Here is a 16,252-nt window from a genome sequence, read left to right as displayed (position 1 = left end):
CCATGCGCGAACACACCCCTCATGACCCCTTCGAACGGCGCCCCGGCCGTGGCGAGCGCGGACCACGCGTCTTTGCCCCCGGCGACCTCAAGCTGCTGATGCTGGCCCTGCTCGCCGAACAGCCAGGCCACGGCTACGACCTGATCCGCCAGATCGAAAACCTGTTCGACGGCAGCTACAGCCCAAGCCCCGGGGTGATCTACCCCACCCTCAACTTCCTCGAAGAGGCCGAGCTGATCAGCGGCCAGGTGCAGGGCAGCAAACGCCTCTATGCCATCACCGAAGCCGGCCGCACCGCCCTTGCCGAACAGGCGGTTGCGCTGGACGGCGTGCGCATGCGCATCGAAGTCAGCAAGCGCGCCCTGCGCGGCCACGACCGCCCACCAGAAATTCATGAAGCGGTCGGCAACCTGCGCCACGCGCTGCACATGCATAGCGGCCGGTGGACACCGGAAGAAATCGAGCGGGTTCGCGACCTGCTCAACCATACCGCCAAGGCCATCGCCTCTGGGCCGGCCGAACCTGTCAGGGAGACACCCCATGAGTGACACCATTCACCGCGTGAACCACGAAATCCGCCAACGCCGCCTGCAGGTGCTGCGGGTCACCGAACTGACCCCGCGCATGCGCCGCATCACCCTCGGGGGCGCCGAGCTGCAAGGCTTCACCAGCGTGGGCAGCGACGACCATATCAAGCTGCTGTTCGCCGAAACACCGGAGCAACAGCAAGCCATCGAGGCTCGCAACCTGGGCCGAGAGGGTGGCGCACGGCCTACCATGCGCGAATACACGCCACGGCGCATCGACCTGGTGGCCAATGAGCTGGACATCGACTTCGTGCTGCACGGCGATGGCCCTGCCTCCACCTGGGCCGCGCAGGCGGCACCCGGGCAAACTCTGGACATCGCCGGGCCGCGGGCTTCGATGGTGGTGCCGGACATCTTCGACAGCTATCTGCTGATCGGCGACGAAACTGCCATTCCGGCCATTGGCCGCCGCCTGGAGGAGTTGCCTGCGGGGCGCCAGGTGCTGGCGGTTATCCAGATCGAAGACGAGCAGGAACGCCAGCCGCTGCCGAGCAAGGCGCAGGTGGAGGTGATCTGGGTACGTCGCCAACAGGAAGACTTGCTGGCGCTGGTGAAAAACCTGACCTTGCCGCAAGGCCGGTTATACGCCTGGGTGGCACTGGAAAAAGCCCTGTCCCGCCAGGCCAAGGCACTGTTGCTGGAGAAAGGGGTGCCTGAAGATGCGCTGAAGGCTGTAGCGTACTGGCGTGCCGACGGGACTGCGGACGACGAATGATTGTTTATTGCTGCCCCGGCCTCTTCGCGGGTAAACCCGCTCCCACAAGGGCGGCGCTGTTCCTGAGGGCAGCGCAGTACTTGTGGGAGCGGGTTTACCCGCGAATGGGGCGCCACCGATCCAGCCCCAGCAGCACCAGCCCGATTCCCCAGAACCCCGCCAACACCCCCAGGGCATTGAGCATCACCTGCCCATACCCCAGGCTCGCCACATCGATGAACGGGTAGGCATATACGCCAATCTCGCTCCCCCGCCACAACGCGTAGGCAAAATACGTTGCCGGATACACCGCCCAGACCGGCAACTGCCATAGGCGCAACCTGCCCTTGGGCACCTCGCACCACCAATACAAGGCATATAGCACGGGCATCACATCATGCATCAGCTCGTCGGCCAGCCATTGCCAGCCCTGCGGTTGCCACAAGTGACGCAACAGCACGCTGTAGGCCAATGCCACCAGCACGATGCTGGCGGCCACCGCGGAACTCACTGAAGGCGACAGGAAAAAACGCTTGGCACGGCCTTCCCGGCCGAATGCCGCATAACTGAGCACCGTTGCCACCAGGGTATTGGTCAACACGGTGAAATACCCGAACACATTGATCAGGCCACCCACCAGGCTGGCCTGCTCCTGCCAACGCGCCAACAGCACCAGGTACACCTGCACGGCCAGGCCGAACCAGCCCAGCACGGCCATGCCGGTCAGCCAGGGACGGCGCGGCATGTCAGGCCTGGCGCTGCAGCTTCACGTACAACTGCTCGACCTTTTCCCGTGCCCACGGCGTCTTGCGCAAGAAAGTCAGGCTCGACTTGATGGTCGGGTTGCTCTTGAAGCAGCGCACATCGATGCGCTCGGCCAGGCCCTGCCATTGGTAGTGCGCAACCAGCTCGGTGAGGATCTGTTCGAGGGTCTTGCCGTGCAGCGCGTTGTGTTGGGCCGTGCTCATGCCAGTGCTCCGTAGGAAAGATGCGCACCTTACACGAGTGTAGTGGTGGGTGGGATCAGATGAGTCGACAGAAAAACCGCTGGCCAGGCGCAAAACCTCTGTGCTGAAATAGAGATGTTATATTGTAACAATACAAAAGCATCTGCCAAGGAACGCCCCATCCCCATGCTGTACACACCGCTTCGCCTCTCTCCTCTCGCCGTCGCACTGTGGCTGGCCGCATCACCCAGCCACGCTGTGGAACTCGAACCCCAGGTCATCACCGCCAACCCTTTGGGCAACAGCCAGCTGGCCGCCCCCAGCACCGTGCTCGATGGCGACAACCTGCTGCAACAGCAGCACGGCAGCCTCGGTGAAACCCTGAACAAGCAGCCGGGGGTCGCTTCCACCTGGTTCGGCCCTGGCGCCAGTCGCCCGGTAATCCGTGGCCTGGATGGCGACCGCATTCGCATCCTGCGCAATGGCGTCGGCGCCCTGGATGCTTCATCGCTGTCCTACGACCACGCCGTGCCGCTGGACCCGGTGACCGTCGACCGCATCGAGATCGTCCGTGGCCCCGCTGCCCTGCTCTACGGCGGCAACGCCATCGGCGGCGTGGTCAACACCTTCGACAATCGCATCCCGGATACCCCCATCGAGGGCATCCAAGGTGCCGGTGAACTGCGCTACGGCGGCGCCGATACCACCCGCAGCAGTGCTGGCAAGCTGGAAGCCGGCAACGGTGCCTTTGCCCTGCACCTGGATGCCAACAGCCGCCAGTTCAACGACCTGCGCATCCCCGGTTACGCGCGCAGTTCCAAGGTGCGCGATGCCGACGAACCCGGCAGCGAGCACCGCCTGGAAAACAGCGACGGTCGCCAGGACGGTGGCGCCGTGGGTGGCGCCTACCATTGGGACCACGGTTACGCCGGCCTGTCGTACAGCCGCTACGACAGCAACTATGGCTCGGTAGCCGAGCCAGGTGTGCGCCTGGACATGAAGCAGGACCATTACGCCTTCGCCTCCGAACTGCACGATCTGCAAGGCCCGTTCACTTCGGTCAAGGTCGATGCCGGCTACACCGACTACGAGCACCGTGAAATCGAAGAAGGCGAGGTTCACACAACCTTCAGGAACAAGGGCTATGAAGCACGTATCGAAGCCCGCCACCAACCGCTCGGGCCGGTAGAAGGCGTGATCGGTGCGCAGGTCAGCCGCAACGAATTCTCCGCCTTGGGCGAGGAAGCCTTCGTCCCGCACACCGACACCGATAGCCTGGCGCTGTTCATGCTGGAACAGTGGCAAGCCACCGAGCGCCTGAACCTGAGCCTGGGCGCACGCATGGAGCACACCCGGGTCGACCCGGATGCCAAAGGCAACGAGAACTTCGCCGACGCCGACAGCGCCAGCAGTTTCAACGCCTTCAGCCTGTCTTCCGGGGCGGTGTACCAGCTCGACCCGATCTGGGCGCTGGCCGCCAACCTCGGCTACACCGAGCGCGCCCCGACCTTCTACGAGCTGTATGCCAATGGTGCCCACGTGGCCACCGGAGCCTTTGAAGTCGGCGATGCCAGCCTGAACAAGGAAAAAGCCATTTCTGCCGACCTGGCCCTGCGTTTCGACAACGGCACCCACAAGGGCAGTGTCGGGGTGTTCTACAGCCACTTCCGCAACTACATCGGCCTGATCGGCACCGGCAACATCCGCGAGGGGCATGACCACGACCATGGCGAGGATGACCACGACCACGATCACGACCATGACGGTTTCCCGGAGTACCAGTACCAAGGCGTGCGGGCGCGCTTCTATGGCATCGAGGCCCAGGACCGCTGGCAACTGGTCGAGAACCGTTATGGCAGCTTCGCCCTGGAGCTCTCTGGTGACTACACCCGGGCGAAGAACCTCGACAATGGCGAACCGCTGCCACGTATCGCCCCGCTGCGCCTGAACAGCGGCCTGGTCTGGGAGCTGGACCGTTGGCAGGCGCGGGTCGATGTGCAGCACGCTGCGTCGCAGCATCGCAAACCGGCCAACGAAACCAGCACCGATGGCTACACCACGCTGGGGGCCAGCGTTGGCTACCGCTTCGAAGTTGGCCAGAGCCAGTGGCTGGCGTTTGTGCGCGGCGAGAACCTGACTGACCAGACCGTGCGCTATGCCAGCTCGATCCTGCGCGATATCGCCCCGGCGCCGGGGCGCAGCGTGGAAGTGGGCCTGCGTACCACCTTCTAACCTGACGCGATGCCTGTGGGAGCGGGTTTACCCGCGAATGCGATGCCAGGGCCACCGCCGCATTCGCGGGTGAACCCGCTCCCACAAGGTCCCTCCTTTATCCTCCTATCATCTGTACTGTTACCAGACAAGCAACAATCCAGTGCGACAATTTGTCTTTTTTTCTTACAACTTCCTCTATATCCTCCCCGCCGCAAGCTGAATCGCTTCATCGAAACCATCTTGTTGCCATATCCATTGAAGGGCGCGCCCTTCGATGCGCTTGCCGTTTATTCAATAATCAGAAGATAGCGCTATCTCATGCTCCAACTGCCCAAAACCTGTTACATCGGCCTTGCCCTCAGTGCGCTGGCGACTCCCACCGGCGCCAGCGAGATGTTCGCCAGCGATTCCCCATGGATGCTCGGCGACTGGGGTGGTACCCGCAGCGAACTGCTGGAAAAAGGCTACGACTTCACCCTCGGCTACACCGGCGAGATGGGCAGCAACCTGCAGGGTGGCTACGACCACGACCGCACCGCGCGCTACAGCGACCAGTTCACCTTCGGTAGCCACCTCGACCTGGAAAAGATCCTCGGCTGGCACGACACCGAATTCCAGCTGACCATCACCGAGCGTCATGGCGACAACATCAGCAACGACCGCATCAACGACCCACGTGTCGGCGGTTTCACCTCGGCCCAGGAGGTCTGGGGCCGTGGCGAAACCTGGCGGCTGACGCAGCTGTGGGTCAAGCAGAAGTACTTCGACGGCGCGCTGGACGTGAAATTCGGCCGTTTCGGCGAAGGCGAAGACTTCAACAGCTTCCCCTGCGACTTTCAGAACCTGGCCTTCTGCGGCTCGCAGGTAGGCAACTGGGTGGGTGGCATCTGGTACAACTGGCCGGTCAGCCAGTGGGCCCTGCGCGTGCGCTACAACCTCAACGATGCGCTCTACGCCCAGGTCGGCGTGTACGAGCAGAACCCCTCCAACCTGGAATCGGGCAACGGCTTCAAGCTCAGCGGCAGTGGCACCCAGGGCGCGGTAATGCCGATAGAACTGGTATGGAGCCCACGGGTCAATGGTCTGAAAGGGGAATATCGCGCCGGCTACTACTACAGTAATGCCAAGGCACAGGATGTTCTCAAGGACAGCAACGGCCAGCCGGCAGCCCTCAGCGGCGCCGCCTACCGCAGCAGTTCGAGCAAGCACGGCTTGTGGCTCGGGGCCCAGCAGCAGGTGACTTCGCTGGCGTCCGACCAGTCGCGTGGCCTGAGCCTGTTCGCCAACGCCACGGTGCACGACAAGAAGACCAATGCCATCGACAACTATGTTCAGGCAGGACTGGTATACAAAGGGCCCTTCGACGCCCGCGCCAAGGACGACATCGGTTTCGCCCTCGCCCGCGTGCACGTCAACCCTGCCTACCGCAAGAACGCGCGCCTGGCCAACCAGGCCAGCGGTATCGACGACTACGACAACCCCGGTTTCCTGCCGGTGCAGGACACCGAGTACAGCGCCGAGCTGTATTACGGCATCCACCTGGCCGACTGGCTCACGGTACGCCCCAACCTGCAATACATCCGCCACCCGGGCGGGGTGTCGCAGGTCGATGGCGCCCTGATCGGCGGCCTGAAGATCCAGAGCAGTTTCTAACCCCTTTTTGACCTGACGGAGAACCTACGATGAGCACTGAAGGTGCCAACAATGGAAGCCGCTGGCTACCGCGCCTGATCGGCGCGCTGCTGTTGCTGATGGGCCTGGCCCTGCTGGCCGGTGGCATCAAGCTCAGCCAGCTGGGCGGATCGCTGTACTACCTGATCGCCGGTATCGGCTTTGCCCTGTCGGGCATCCTGCTGCTGGCCCAGCGCCGCATCGCCCTGGGCCTTTACGGCCTGGTACTGCTGGGCAGCACCGTGTGGGCCCTGCTCGAAGTGGGCCTGGACTGGTGGCAACTGGTACCGCGCCTGGCCATCTGGTTTGCCATCGGCGTGGTTCTGCTGCTGCCCTGGGCGCGTCGCCCGCTGATCGGCCCGGCCAGCAAGGCCAATACTGCGCTGCTCGGCGTTGCAGTGGTCGCTTCGGGCGCTTGCGCCCTGGGCAGCCAGTTCACCCACCCCGGTGAAGTGTTCGGCGAACTGGGCCGCGACAGCAGCGAGATGGCCAGCGCTGCCCCGGCCATGCCCGACGGTGAATGGCAGGCCTACGGGCGTACCGAGCACGGCGACCGCTATTCGCCACTGCGCCAGATCACCCCGCAGAACGCCTACCGCCTGGAAGAGGCATGGCGCATCCGCACCGGTGACCTGCCAACCGAAAACGACCCGGTGGAGCTGACCAACCAGAACACCCCGCTGAAGGTCAACGGCATGCTCTATGCCTGCACCGCGCACAGCCGCCTGCTGGCTCTGGACCCGGACACCGGAGCGGAAATCTGGCGCTACGACCCTCAGGTCAAGAGCCCGGTCGGCACCTTCAAGGGCTTTGCCCACATGACCTGCCGTGGCGTTTCGTACTATGACGAAAACCGCTACGTCAGCCGCGACGGCAGCCCGGCACCGAAAATTACCGAGGCCGGCCAGGCCGTGGCCCAGGCCTGCCCTCGCCGCCTCTACCTGCCGACTGCGGACGCCCGCCTGATCGCCATCAACGCCGACAACGGCAAGGTCTGCGAAGGCTTCGCCAACCAGGGCGTGATCGACCTTACCACCGGCATCGGCCCGTTCACCGCTGGCGGCTATTACTCCACCTCGCCAGCCGCGGTCACCCGTGACCTGGTGATCATCGGTGGCCATGTCACCGACAACGAGTCGACCAACGAGCCATCCGGCGTGATCCGCGCCTACGATGTGCATGACGGCCATCTGGTGTGGAACTGGGACAGCAACAACCCGGACGACACCCAGCCACTGGCGCCCGGCAAGATGTACAGCCGCAACTCGGCCAACATGTGGTCGATCGCCAGCGTCGACGAAGACCTCGGCATGATTTATCTGCCTCTGGGCAACCAGACCCCGGACCAGTGGGGCGCGAACCGCACCCCGGGTGCCGAGAAGTACAGCGCCGGCGTTGTCGCCCTGGACCTTGCCACCGGCAAGGCTCGCTGGAACTACCAGTTCACCCACCACGACCTGTGGGACATGGACGTCGGCAGCCAGCCGACCCTGGTCCACCTGAAGACCGACGATGGCGTGAAGCCGGCAATCATCGTGCCGACCAAGCAAGGCAGCCTGTACGTGCTCGACCGCCGCGACGGTACGCCGATCGTGCCGATCCGCGAAATCCCCACCCCGCAAGGTGCGGTGAAGGGCGATCACACCTCGCCGACCCAGGCCCGCTCCGACCTCAACCTGCTTGGCCCCGAGCTGACCGAACAGGCCATGTGGGGTGCCACGCCGTTCGACCAGATGCTGTGCCGCATCCAGTTCCGCGAGCTGCGTTACGAAGGCCAGTACACTCCACCGTCCGAGCAAGGCTCTCTGGTCTACCCGGGCAACGTCGGTGTGTTCAACTGGGGTAGCGTGTCGGTCGACCCGGTGCGCCAACTGCTGTTCACCTCGCCCAACTACATGGCTTTCGTGTCGAAGATGATCCCGCGTGAGCAAGTTGCCGAGGGCAGCAAGCGCGAAAGCGAGACCAGCGGCGTGCAGCCGAACACCGGCGCGCCGTACGCAGTGACCATGCACCCGTTCATGTCGCCACTGGGCGTACCGTGCCAGGCCCCGGCCTGGGGCTATGTCGCCGCCATCGACCTGTTCACCAACAAGGTGGTGTGGAAGCACAAGAACGGCACCACCCGCGACAGCACCCCGGTGCCGATCGGCCTGCCGGTTGGCGTGCCGAGCATGGGCGGCTCGATCGTCACCGCTGGTGGCGTCGGCTTCCTCAGCGGCACCCTGGACCAGTACCTGCGCGCCTATGACGTGAACAACGGCAAGGAACTGTGGAAAGCCCGCCTGCCAGCGGGTGGCCAGGCCACGCCAATGACCTACAGCGGCAAGGATGGCAAGCAGTACGTGCTGGTGACTGCTGGCGGACATGGCTCGCTGGGCACCAGGATGGGCGATTACATCATCGCCTACAAACTGGCTGAGTAATCCAGAGATGCGGCAGTGAACCTGCTGCCGCATTCGCGGGTAAACCCGCTCCCACAGATACGGCGCTGCCCCCAAGGTCGGCGCCGTATCTGTGGGAGCGGGTTTACCCGCGAAAAGGCCGGTACAGGTATCACTTCTCTCTGCGCCCTTCGTCTACCATTGAAACCCATCCCCCCGCGCCCCATCTAAGCACCATAGTCATTCACGCAGGTGCCCCATGAGCGACCAGCAGGATTTCCCGGAACATCCCGACGAACACAGCGAAGTCGAACACACCACTCCCCAGGCCGAAACCGGCCACGCCCTCGCCCTGCCCGGCCAGCAGTTGCCGGACAAGGTCTACGTGATCCCGATCCACAACCGTCCGTTCTTCCCGGCCCAGGTGCTGCCGGTCATCGTCAATGAAGACCCTTGGGCAGAAACCCTCGACCTGGTAGCCAAGACGCCAGATCACAGCCTGGCCCTGTTCTTCATGGATACTCCGCCAGAAGATCACCGCCATTTCGACACCTCGGCGCTGCCCCAGTACGGCACGCTGGTGAAGGTGCACCACGCCAGCCGCGAAAACGGCAAGCTGCAGTTCGTCGCCCAGGGCCTGACCCGGGTACGCATCCGTACCTGGCTCAAGCACCACCGCCCGCCGTACCTGGTAGAGGTCGAATACCCGCGCCAGCCCGCCGAGCCGACCGACGAGGTCAAGGCCTACGGCATGGCGCTGATCAACGCGATCAAGGAGCTGCTGCCGCTCAACCCGCTGTACAGCGAAGAGCTGAAGAACTACCTCAACCGCTTCAGCCCCAACGACCCGTCGCCACTCACCGACTTCGCCGCCGCCCTCACCTCGGCTACCGGCAGCCAGTTGCAGGAAGTGCTCGACTGCGTGCCCATGCTCAAGCGCATGGAAAAGGTCCTGCCGATGCTGCGCAAGGAAGTCGAGGTCGCGCGCCTGCAGAACGAGATCTCGGCCGAGGTCAACCGGCAGATCGGCGAGCACCAGCGCGAGTTCTTCCTCAAGGAACAGCTCAAGGTCATCCAGCAGGAACTGGGCCTGACCAAGGACGACCGCAGCGCCGACCTCGAGCAGTTCGAGCAACGCCTCGAAGGCAAGACCCTGCCGGACCAAGCGCGCAAGCGCATCGACGAAGAGATGGGCAAGCTGGCCATCCTCGAAACCGGCTCGCCCGAATACGCCGTCACCCGCAACTACCTGGACTGGGCAACCGCCCTGCCCTGGGGCGTGTACGGCAAGGACAAGCTCGACCTCAACCACGCGCGCAAGGTCCTCGACCAGCACCACGCCGGCCTCGATGACATCAAGGAGCGCATTCTCGAATTCCTCGCCGTGGGCGCCTGGAAAGGCGAGATCAGCGGCTCGATCGTGCTGCTGGTTGGTCCGCCCGGGGTCGGCAAGACCAGCATCGGCAAGTCCATCGCCGAATCGCTCGGCCGGCCGTTCTACCGCTTCAGTGTCGGCGGCATGCGTGACGAGGCCGAGATCAAGGGCCACCGCCGCACCTACATCGGCGCCCAGCCCGGCAAGCTGGTGCAGGCCCTGAAGGACGTCGAAGTGATGAACCCGGTGATCATGCTCGACGAGATCGACAAGATGGGCCAGAGCTACCAGGGCGACCCGGCTTCAGCACTGCTAGAAACCCTCGACCCGGAGCAGAACGTCGACTTCCTCGACCACTACCTCGACCTGCGCCTGGATCTGTCCAAGGTACTGTTCGTGTGCACCGCCAACACCCTGGACTCGATCCCCGGGCCATTGCTCGACCGCATGGAAGTGATCCGCCTGTCCGGCTACATCACCGAAGAGAAGCTGGCCATCGCCAAGCGCCACCTGTGGCCCAAGCAGCTGGAAAAGGCCGGCGTGGCCAAGACCAGCCTCGGCATCAGCGACAGTGCGCTGCGCGCAGTGATCGAAGGCTATGCCCGAGAAGCCGGGGTGCGCCAGCTGGAGAAACAACTGGGCAAGCTGGTGCGCAAGGCAGTGGTCAAGCTGCTGGATAACCCCGAGGCCAAGCTGAAGATAGGCACCAAGGACCTGGAAGCCGCGCTTGGCATGCCCGTGTTCCGCAGCGAGCAAGTGCTTGCCGGCAAAGGCGTGATCACCGGCCTGGCCTGGACCAGCATGGGCGGCGCCACCCTGCCGATCGAAGCCACCCGGATCCACACTCTCAACCGGGGCTTCAAGCTGACCGGCAAGCTGGGTGATGTGATGAAAGAGTCAGCCGAAATCGCCTACAGCTACGTCAGCTCCAACCTCAAACAGTTCGGTGGTGACCCGGGTTTCTTCAACGAAGCGTTCATTCACCTGCACGTGCCCGAAGGCGCCACGCCAAAGGACGGCCCGAGTGCCGGCATCACCATGGCCAGCGCCCTGTTGTCGCTGGCCCGTGACCAGGCGCCCAAGAAAGGCGTGGCCATGACTGGCGAGCTGACGCTGACCGGGCAGGTGCTGCCGATTGGCGGTGTGCGCGAGAAGGTGATTGCGGCGCGGCGGCAGAAGATCTTCGAACTGATCTTGCCGGAGCCTAACCGTGGGGACTATGAAGAACTGCCGGATTATCTGCGCGAAGGCCTGACCGTGCATTTTGCCAAGCGCTTTGCCGACGTGGCGAAAGTGCTGTTCTAGCCAGCACCGGCCTCTTCGCGGGTAAACCCGCTCCCACAGGGATAGCGCAGGGCTTGAGCCCAGTGAGATCACTGTGGGAGCGGGTTTACCCGCGAAAGGGCCGGCACAGACAACACAAATCTACTCGATCATCGGTTATCCTCAGGCCATCGTCAGCCTCCGGAGCCAACATGACCGCCCCTCGTCTGCTCGTTCCCCTGAGCTTCGCCCTGCTTTCTGCCTGCGCCAATCAGCCCACCCGGCCGGTTGCACTCGATGCCGAAAGCGAATGCCCGACGCGCCTGCAGGTTGGCCAGACGCTGACCCTGACGCTGCCAAGCAACCCGTCCACCGGTTACCGCTGGCGGGTCGAAAACCCAGCCGCGAACGTGCTGCAAAGCCTCGGCCCGGAGATGTACAGCGCCCCGGAAGAAGACGATGTGGTCGGCAGCGCCGGTGTCTCGACCTGGCGCTACCAGGCCAGCGGCACCGGCGATGGCCAGTTGGTGCTGATCTACCAGCAGCCGTGGGCTGCAGATGTTGCCCCGGTACAGACTTTCGATTGCAGGATCGTCGTCCGCTGACCGCAGCGGCTGCTCCATGAACACCCTGAGGCTGAAGCGCTGCCATGGCAAGAATCGCGGCCTTTGGCTAAAATGCGCCTCCGTTTCACCCTGTATCGAGCCCTCCGTGAGCAAACAACCCGACCGCCTTTTCGCCCAGCCCCTGGAGCAGGTGCCCGACTTCGTCTTCAACGAGGATGTGGTGCGTGTGTTCCCGGACATGATCAAGCGCTCGGTGCCGGGCTACCCGACCATCGTCGAGAACCTCGGCGTGCTGGCCGCGCGCTTCGCCCAGCCGCACACCACGCTGTACGACCTGGGTGCGTCGCTGGGCGCCGTTACCCAGTCGCTGCGCCGCCATGTGCGCAGTGACGGCTGCCGGGTTGTTGCCGTGGACAACTCAGCGGCCATGGTCGAACGTTGCCGTCAGTACCTCACCGCCCAGGACTCGATGTTCCAGGAACTGCTGCCGGTGCAAGTGCTGGAAGCCGACATCCTGGCCCTGCCCTTCGAGCCCGCCTCGGTGGTGGCGATGAATTTCACCCTGCAGTTCATCGCCCCCGACCAGCGCCTGGAACTGCTCGGCCGTATCCGCCAGGCGCTGTTGCCCGGTGGTGCGCTGATCCTCTCGGAAAAACTGCGCTTCGCCGATGATGAACAGCAGGACTTGCTCAATGAACTGCACCTGGACTTCAAGCGTGCCAATGGCTACAGCGAACTGGAGATTGCCCAGAAGCGCAGCGCCATCGAGAACGTGATGAGGCCCGATACCCTCGAAGCCCACCAGGCGCGCCTGCGCGCAGCCGGTTTCTCGAAGGTGGTGCCCTGGTTCCAATGCCTTAATTTCGCCTCTTTGATTGCCCTGCCATGATCGATCTGTCCCCCCTCGTCCGCCGCCTGGCGGGCACGCCCCTGGCTTCCTGGTCGCAAGGCCTGCAAGCGCAACTGGAAGCCAAGCTGGAGAAGGGCCACGGCGACCTCGACCGCTGGCGTGGTGCGCTGGAAGCCCTTCCCGCCCTGCAGCCGAGCGAAATCGACCTGGCCAACGGGCTGCGCCTGGACTGCGATTGCGACGACGCGACCCGCGCGCAGATGCGTCAGGCATTGATGGGCCTGTCGCCTTGGCGCAAAGGGCCGTTCGACCTGTTCGGGGTGCATGTGGACACCGAGTGGCGTTCGGACTGGAAATGGTCCCGGGTTGGCCCGCACCTGGACCTCAAGGGCAAGCGTGTGCTCGACGTGGGCTGCGGCAACGGCTACTACCAGTGGCGCATGCTCGGTGCCGGTGCCGACATGGTTGTTGGCGTCGACCCGAACTGGCTGTTCTTCTGCCAGTTCCAGGCCGTCCAGCAATACCTGCCAGAGTTGCCCGCATGGCACCTGCCGTTCGCCCTCGAAGACCTGCCGGCCAACCTCGAAGGTTTCGATACGGTGTTTTCCATGGGGGTGTTCTATCACCGCCGCTCGCCTATCGAGCACCTGCTGGCGCTCAAGGACTGCCTGGTCAAAGGTGGCGAACTGGTGCTGGAAACCCTGGTGATCGAAGGTGACGAAAACCAGGTACTGGTACCTGAGGACCGCTATGCACAGATGCGCAACGTCTGGTATCTGCCGTCGGTACCAGCCCTGGAGCGCTGGTTGCGCCGGGCCGGTTTCAGCGATGTGCGGTGCGTCGACGTAAGCGTGACCAGCGTCGAAGAACAGCGCAGCACCGAGTGGATGCGCTACCAGTCACTGGTCGACTTCCTTGACCCGAACGACCACAGCAAGACCATCGAAGGCCTGCCGGCTCCACGTCGCGCCACCCTGCTGGCACGCAAATAAAAAAAGACGCCCGGATGGGCGTCTGAATACATCTGCGCCGAGGAACTGACGCGGCGCAGGTGCTGTAACTTCAATCCTTGGCCAACTCGCGGGCCCTCTCCTGCGCCTTGCGCTCACGTTCGGCAACGGCCTGTTGCTTGTCGCCGTGCAGGCGCTGCTGGTCTTCGCGGAACGCTTGCCAGAATTGTTTCGAACGTTCCGCACCGCCCTCGGCATAAACACTGGCGCTGCCCAGGGCAAGGGTGGCCAACAGCAGGTATTTGGTCAGGTTCATCGTGGTTGCCTCGTGATAACCGATCAGACACGGCCATCCTAGCGAGGGCTAGCTAACAGCAAGGTGAGGCGCGGATTACAGTCTTGCAATGTGGCCCTGTGTTGTCAGTGCTGGCCGCTTCGCGGGTAAACCCGCTCCCACAGGAACTGCGGGGATTTTCAGCGTCTGTGAAGACCCTGTGGGAGCGGGTTTACCCGCGAAAGGACCGCAACAGACAGCCAGATAACACCAGCATTACAAATCCGTTATCTGCGCCGCACGCCCTTACTCATGCCGTAACATCCTGCCCCTTGACCCTGATGTCACTACAGGGTCGAGAATCGCCCCCCTTTCATCACACCGAGCCTCCCATGCGTCTACTGCTCATAGAGGACGAACTGCGCACTGCCGACTACCTGCAGCAGGGCCTGCGCGAGAACGGCTACGTGGTCGACTGCGCCCACACCGGCACCGATGGCCTGCACCTCGCCCGCCAGCAGCCCTACGGCCTGGTCATTCTCGACGTCAATCTGCCCGAACTCGATGGCTGGACCGTGCTGCAGCGGCTACGTGCCGAATCGACCACACGTATCATGATGCTCACCGCCCACGGCCGCCTGGCCGACCGGGTCAAGGGCCTGGACCTGGGAGCCGACGACTACCTGCTCAAACCCTTCGAGTTTCCTGAACTGCTGGCCCGCATCCGCAGCCTGCTGCGCCGCAACGATCAGCAACTGCAGCCCAGCACCCTGCGCGTCGCCGATCTGGAGCTGGACCCCGCCCGCCACCGCGCTTACCGTGCCGGGCAGCGTATCGACCTGACCGCCAAGGAATTCGCCTTGCTGCACCTGCTGATGCGCCAGACCGGCGAGGTGCTGTCGCGCACCCAGATCATCTCGCTGGTGTGGGACATGAACTTCGACTGCGACACCAATGTGGTCGAGGTTTCGATCCGGCGCCTGCGGGCAAAGATCGACGACCCGTTCGACGACAAGCTGATCCATACCCTGCGTGGCGTCGGCTACGTGCTCGAGGCACGCTTTTGAACAACGCCAGCCTGTCACTGCGCCTGGGCCTGAGCGTGACGCTGATGGGCGCCGCACTGGTGCTGCTGCTGGCTTGCCTGGCCGTGTTCGCCCTTGATCACGAACTGGACAACCGCGCACGCAAGGACCTGGCGCGCAAGATGCTGCAGGTCGAGCACAACCTGCGCGTCGACCTGCGTAGCGAAGACCTGGGCAGCCGCGCCCATCCCTTGCTCGACCTGGTGATGGGGCACGACAACCTCAGCCTCAGCGTGCTGGCCCTGGAAGGCCGCCACCCGCACCTGCTCAGCCTGGGACCAGCGCTTGAATCGCAGGTAGGCGAGCTGCGCACCGATGCCCACCTGGCCTTTCATGCCTGGCGCGACAGCAAAGGTAACCAGATCCTTACCGCGACCCGGCTGATGCGCCTGCGCGACGACACCCCAGTCAGGGTGATGATGTCGCTCAACCGCGCCGACGACAACGCCCTGCTACAGGCTTACCTGCATTCCACCTTGCTGGCGTTGCCGCTGCTGTTGCTGTTGATCGGCGCTGGCGCCAGGTGGCTGACGCGGCGCGGCCTGAAGCCCTTGCGCCACTTCCGCCGCATTGCCGGGCAGGTGTCGGCGCAAGATTTGCAACATCGCCTGCCAGCAAGCGGCCTGCCGCTGGAACTGGCAGAGCTGGCCAGCAGCATCAATGTGATGCTCGATCGGCTCGATCAGGGGGTCAGCCAGCTGTCGCAGTTTTCCGACGACCTCGCCCACGAGCTGCGTACCCCCTTGAGCAACCTGATGGGCAAGGCCCAGGTGACCCTGGCCCGTGAACGGGACAACGCCAATTACCGCGAAGTGCTGGAAGACAGTATCGAAGAGCTGACCCGGCTCAACCGCATCATCAACGACATGCTGTTTCTTGCCCAGGTCAGCCAGCCTCAAGCCCAGGTGGTGCTGAAACCCATGGCATTGGCCGACGAAACTGCTCGGGTTGTCGAACTTTTCGCGTTCAGTGCCGAACTGAAAGACGTTGAGCTGCGTGTTCAGGGCTGGGGGACGGCACTGGGGGATCGGCTGATGTTTCAACGGGCATTGTCGAATCTGCTGAGCAATGCGATTCGGCACTGCCCCGATGGCAAGCCCGTAGAGTTGCGCATCGAGCGCCTGAGTAGTGAAATTCGGCTTTCGGTGGAAAACCAGGGGCCTGGTATTGCTGCAGAGCACCAGTCGCGCTTGTTCGAGCGGTTTTACCGGGTTGGCTCGGGGCGCTCGCGGCTGGAAGGCGGGACCGGGTTGGGGCTGGCGATCGTCAAGTCGATCATGCAGCTGCATGGCGGGCGGGTCGAGGTCAGCAGCAGCCCATTGGGGCCTACCCGGTTTACCCTGGTGTTTCCTGCCGATTGATCTTTCGCCTGTGCCGGCCTCTTCGCGGGTGAAC

At 63.7% G+C, this 16,252-nt stretch carries 14 protein-coding genes; 11 read left to right on the top strand and 3 right to left on the bottom strand.

The window, feature by feature from the left end:
* Nucleotides 1–2 precede the first annotated feature (2 nt).
* Together J5M58_RS05050 and J5M58_RS05045 are read left to right on the top strand one after the other, a co-directional pair.
* On the top strand, nt 3–548 hold the full coding sequence (locus J5M58_RS05050) for a PadR family transcriptional regulator (RefSeq protein ID WP_046614772.1): 546 nt from the start codon (nt 3–5) through the stop codon (nt 546–548).
* Nucleotides 541–1,302 (top strand): siderophore-interacting protein, encoded by a 762-nt coding sequence (locus tag J5M58_RS05045; RefSeq protein ID WP_112250575.1) that lies wholly within the window; start codon nt 541–543, stop codon nt 1,300–1,302. Before J5M58_RS05050 ends, J5M58_RS05045 begins: the two co-directional genes overlap by 8 nt.
* A gap of 94 nt (nt 1,303–1,396) precedes the next feature.
* Here the strand turns inward: J5M58_RS05045 and J5M58_RS05040 are convergent, their stop codons facing one another.
* Entirely contained in the window at nt 1,397–2,026 is a 630-nt protein-coding gene (locus tag J5M58_RS05040; RefSeq protein WP_112250573.1) for a Pr6Pr family membrane protein, read from the bottom strand.
* Nucleotide 2,027: 1 nt separating this feature from the next.
* Entirely contained in the window at nt 2,028–2,249 is a 222-nt protein-coding gene (locus tag J5M58_RS05035; RefSeq protein ID WP_003252112.1) for a VF530 family DNA-binding protein, read from the bottom strand.
* Nucleotides 2,250–2,414: 165 nt separating this feature from the next.
* On the opposite strand from J5M58_RS05035, the gene J5M58_RS05030 reads away from it, so the two are divergent.
* The 7 genes from J5M58_RS05030 (at nt 2,415) to cmoB (ending at nt 13,540) form a co-directional block, all read left to right on the top strand.
* A complete protein-coding gene (locus J5M58_RS05030; protein ID WP_207877355.1) occupies nt 2,415–4,460 on the top strand; it encodes a TonB-dependent receptor in 2,046 nt (681 codons plus the stop codon).
* A gap of 300 nt (nt 4,461–4,760) precedes the next feature.
* Nucleotides 4,761–6,095 carry a carbohydrate porin gene (locus J5M58_RS05025; protein ID WP_112250567.1) on the top strand — a complete coding sequence of 445 codons (1,335 nt, stop codon included), beginning with the start codon at nt 4,761–4,763 and terminating at the stop codon, nt 6,093–6,095.
* Nucleotides 6,096–6,124: 29 nt separating this feature from the next.
* Complete coding sequence (locus J5M58_RS05020; RefSeq protein WP_207877353.1) at nt 6,125–8,536, top strand: glucose/quinate/shikimate family membrane-bound PQQ-dependent dehydrogenase; 2,412 nt, start codon at nt 6,125–6,127, stop codon at nt 8,534–8,536.
* Between the two features lie 217 nt (nt 8,537–8,753).
* Entirely contained in the window at nt 8,754–11,174 is a 2,421-nt protein-coding gene (gene lon / locus J5M58_RS05015; RefSeq protein ID WP_112250563.1) for an endopeptidase La, read from the top strand.
* A gap of 170 nt (nt 11,175–11,344) precedes the next feature.
* Nucleotides 11,345–11,737 (top strand): protease inhibitor I42 family protein, encoded by a 393-nt coding sequence (locus tag J5M58_RS05010; RefSeq protein WP_207877351.1) that lies wholly within the window; start codon nt 11,345–11,347, stop codon nt 11,735–11,737.
* A 106-nt stretch (nt 11,738–11,843) separates the two neighbouring features.
* Complete coding sequence (gene cmoA / locus J5M58_RS05005) at nt 11,844–12,587, top strand: carboxy-S-adenosyl-L-methionine synthase CmoA (protein ID WP_112250559.1); 744 nt, start codon at nt 11,844–11,846, stop codon at nt 12,585–12,587.
* Complete coding sequence (cmoB, locus tag J5M58_RS05000) at nt 12,584–13,540, top strand: tRNA 5-methoxyuridine(34)/uridine 5-oxyacetic acid(34) synthase CmoB (protein WP_207877349.1); 957 nt, start codon at nt 12,584–12,586, stop codon at nt 13,538–13,540. The genes cmoA and cmoB overlap by 4 nt, the downstream gene beginning before the upstream one ends.
* Before the next feature lie 70 nt (nt 13,541–13,610).
* Here the strand turns inward: cmoB and J5M58_RS04995 are convergent, their stop codons facing one another.
* Entirely contained in the window at nt 13,611–13,814 is a 204-nt protein-coding gene (locus J5M58_RS04995) for a hypothetical protein (RefSeq protein ID WP_112250555.1), read from the bottom strand.
* 350 nt (nt 13,815–14,164) lie between these two features.
* Between J5M58_RS04995 and J5M58_RS04990 the strand changes: the two genes are divergently transcribed.
* Together J5M58_RS04990 and J5M58_RS04985 are read left to right on the top strand one after the other, a co-directional pair.
* Nucleotides 14,165–14,839, top strand: coding sequence for a heavy metal response regulator transcription factor (locus J5M58_RS04990; protein WP_207877347.1), 675 nt, complete (start codon nt 14,165–14,167; stop codon nt 14,837–14,839).
* Nucleotides 14,836–16,218, top strand: coding sequence for a heavy metal sensor histidine kinase (locus J5M58_RS04985; protein WP_112250551.1), 1,383 nt, complete (start codon nt 14,836–14,838; stop codon nt 16,216–16,218). The genes J5M58_RS04990 and J5M58_RS04985 overlap by 4 nt, the downstream gene beginning before the upstream one ends.
* Nucleotides 16,219–16,252 lie beyond the last annotated feature (34 nt).

Source organism: Pseudomonas sp. 32_A (genome assembly GCF_017490905.1).
GTDB classification, from domain to species: Bacteria; Pseudomonadota; Gammaproteobacteria; order Pseudomonadales; family Pseudomonadaceae; genus Aquipseudomonas; species Aquipseudomonas inefficax.
This window is presented reverse-complemented; position numbering and strand designations above follow the sequence as displayed.

Bases quoted from the DNA above. Each gene is read 5' to 3' on its own strand.
- J5M58_RS05050 (WP_046614772.1), top strand. From the start codon at position 3: ATGCGCGAACACACCCCTCATGACCCCTTCGAACGGCGCCCCGGCCGT.
- J5M58_RS05045 (WP_112250575.1), top strand. From the start codon at position 541: ATGAGTGACACCATTCACCGCGTGAACCACGAAATCCGCCAACGCCGC.
- J5M58_RS05040 (WP_112250573.1), bottom strand. From the start codon at position 2,026: ATGCCGCGCCGTCCCTGGCTGACCGGCATGGCCGTGCTGGGCTGGTTC.
- J5M58_RS05035 (WP_003252112.1), bottom strand. From the start codon at position 2,249: ATGAGCACGGCCCAACACAACGCGCTGCACGGCAAGACCCTCGAACAG.
- J5M58_RS05030 (WP_207877355.1), top strand. From the start codon at position 2,415: ATGCTGTACACACCGCTTCGCCTCTCTCCTCTCGCCGTCGCACTGTGG.
- J5M58_RS05025 (WP_112250567.1), top strand. From the start codon at position 4,761: ATGCTCCAACTGCCCAAAACCTGTTACATCGGCCTTGCCCTCAGTGCG.
- J5M58_RS05020 (WP_207877353.1), top strand. From the start codon at position 6,125: ATGAGCACTGAAGGTGCCAACAATGGAAGCCGCTGGCTACCGCGCCTG.
- lon (WP_112250563.1), top strand. From the start codon at position 8,754: ATGAGCGACCAGCAGGATTTCCCGGAACATCCCGACGAACACAGCGAA.
- J5M58_RS05010 (WP_207877351.1), top strand. From the start codon at position 11,345: ATGACCGCCCCTCGTCTGCTCGTTCCCCTGAGCTTCGCCCTGCTTTCT.
- cmoB (WP_207877349.1), top strand. From the start codon at position 12,584: ATGATCGATCTGTCCCCCCTCGTCCGCCGCCTGGCGGGCACGCCCCTG.
- J5M58_RS04995 (WP_112250555.1), bottom strand. From the start codon at position 13,814: ATGAACCTGACCAAATACCTGCTGTTGGCCACCCTTGCCCTGGGCAGC.
- J5M58_RS04990 (WP_207877347.1), top strand. From the start codon at position 14,165: ATGCGTCTACTGCTCATAGAGGACGAACTGCGCACTGCCGACTACCTG.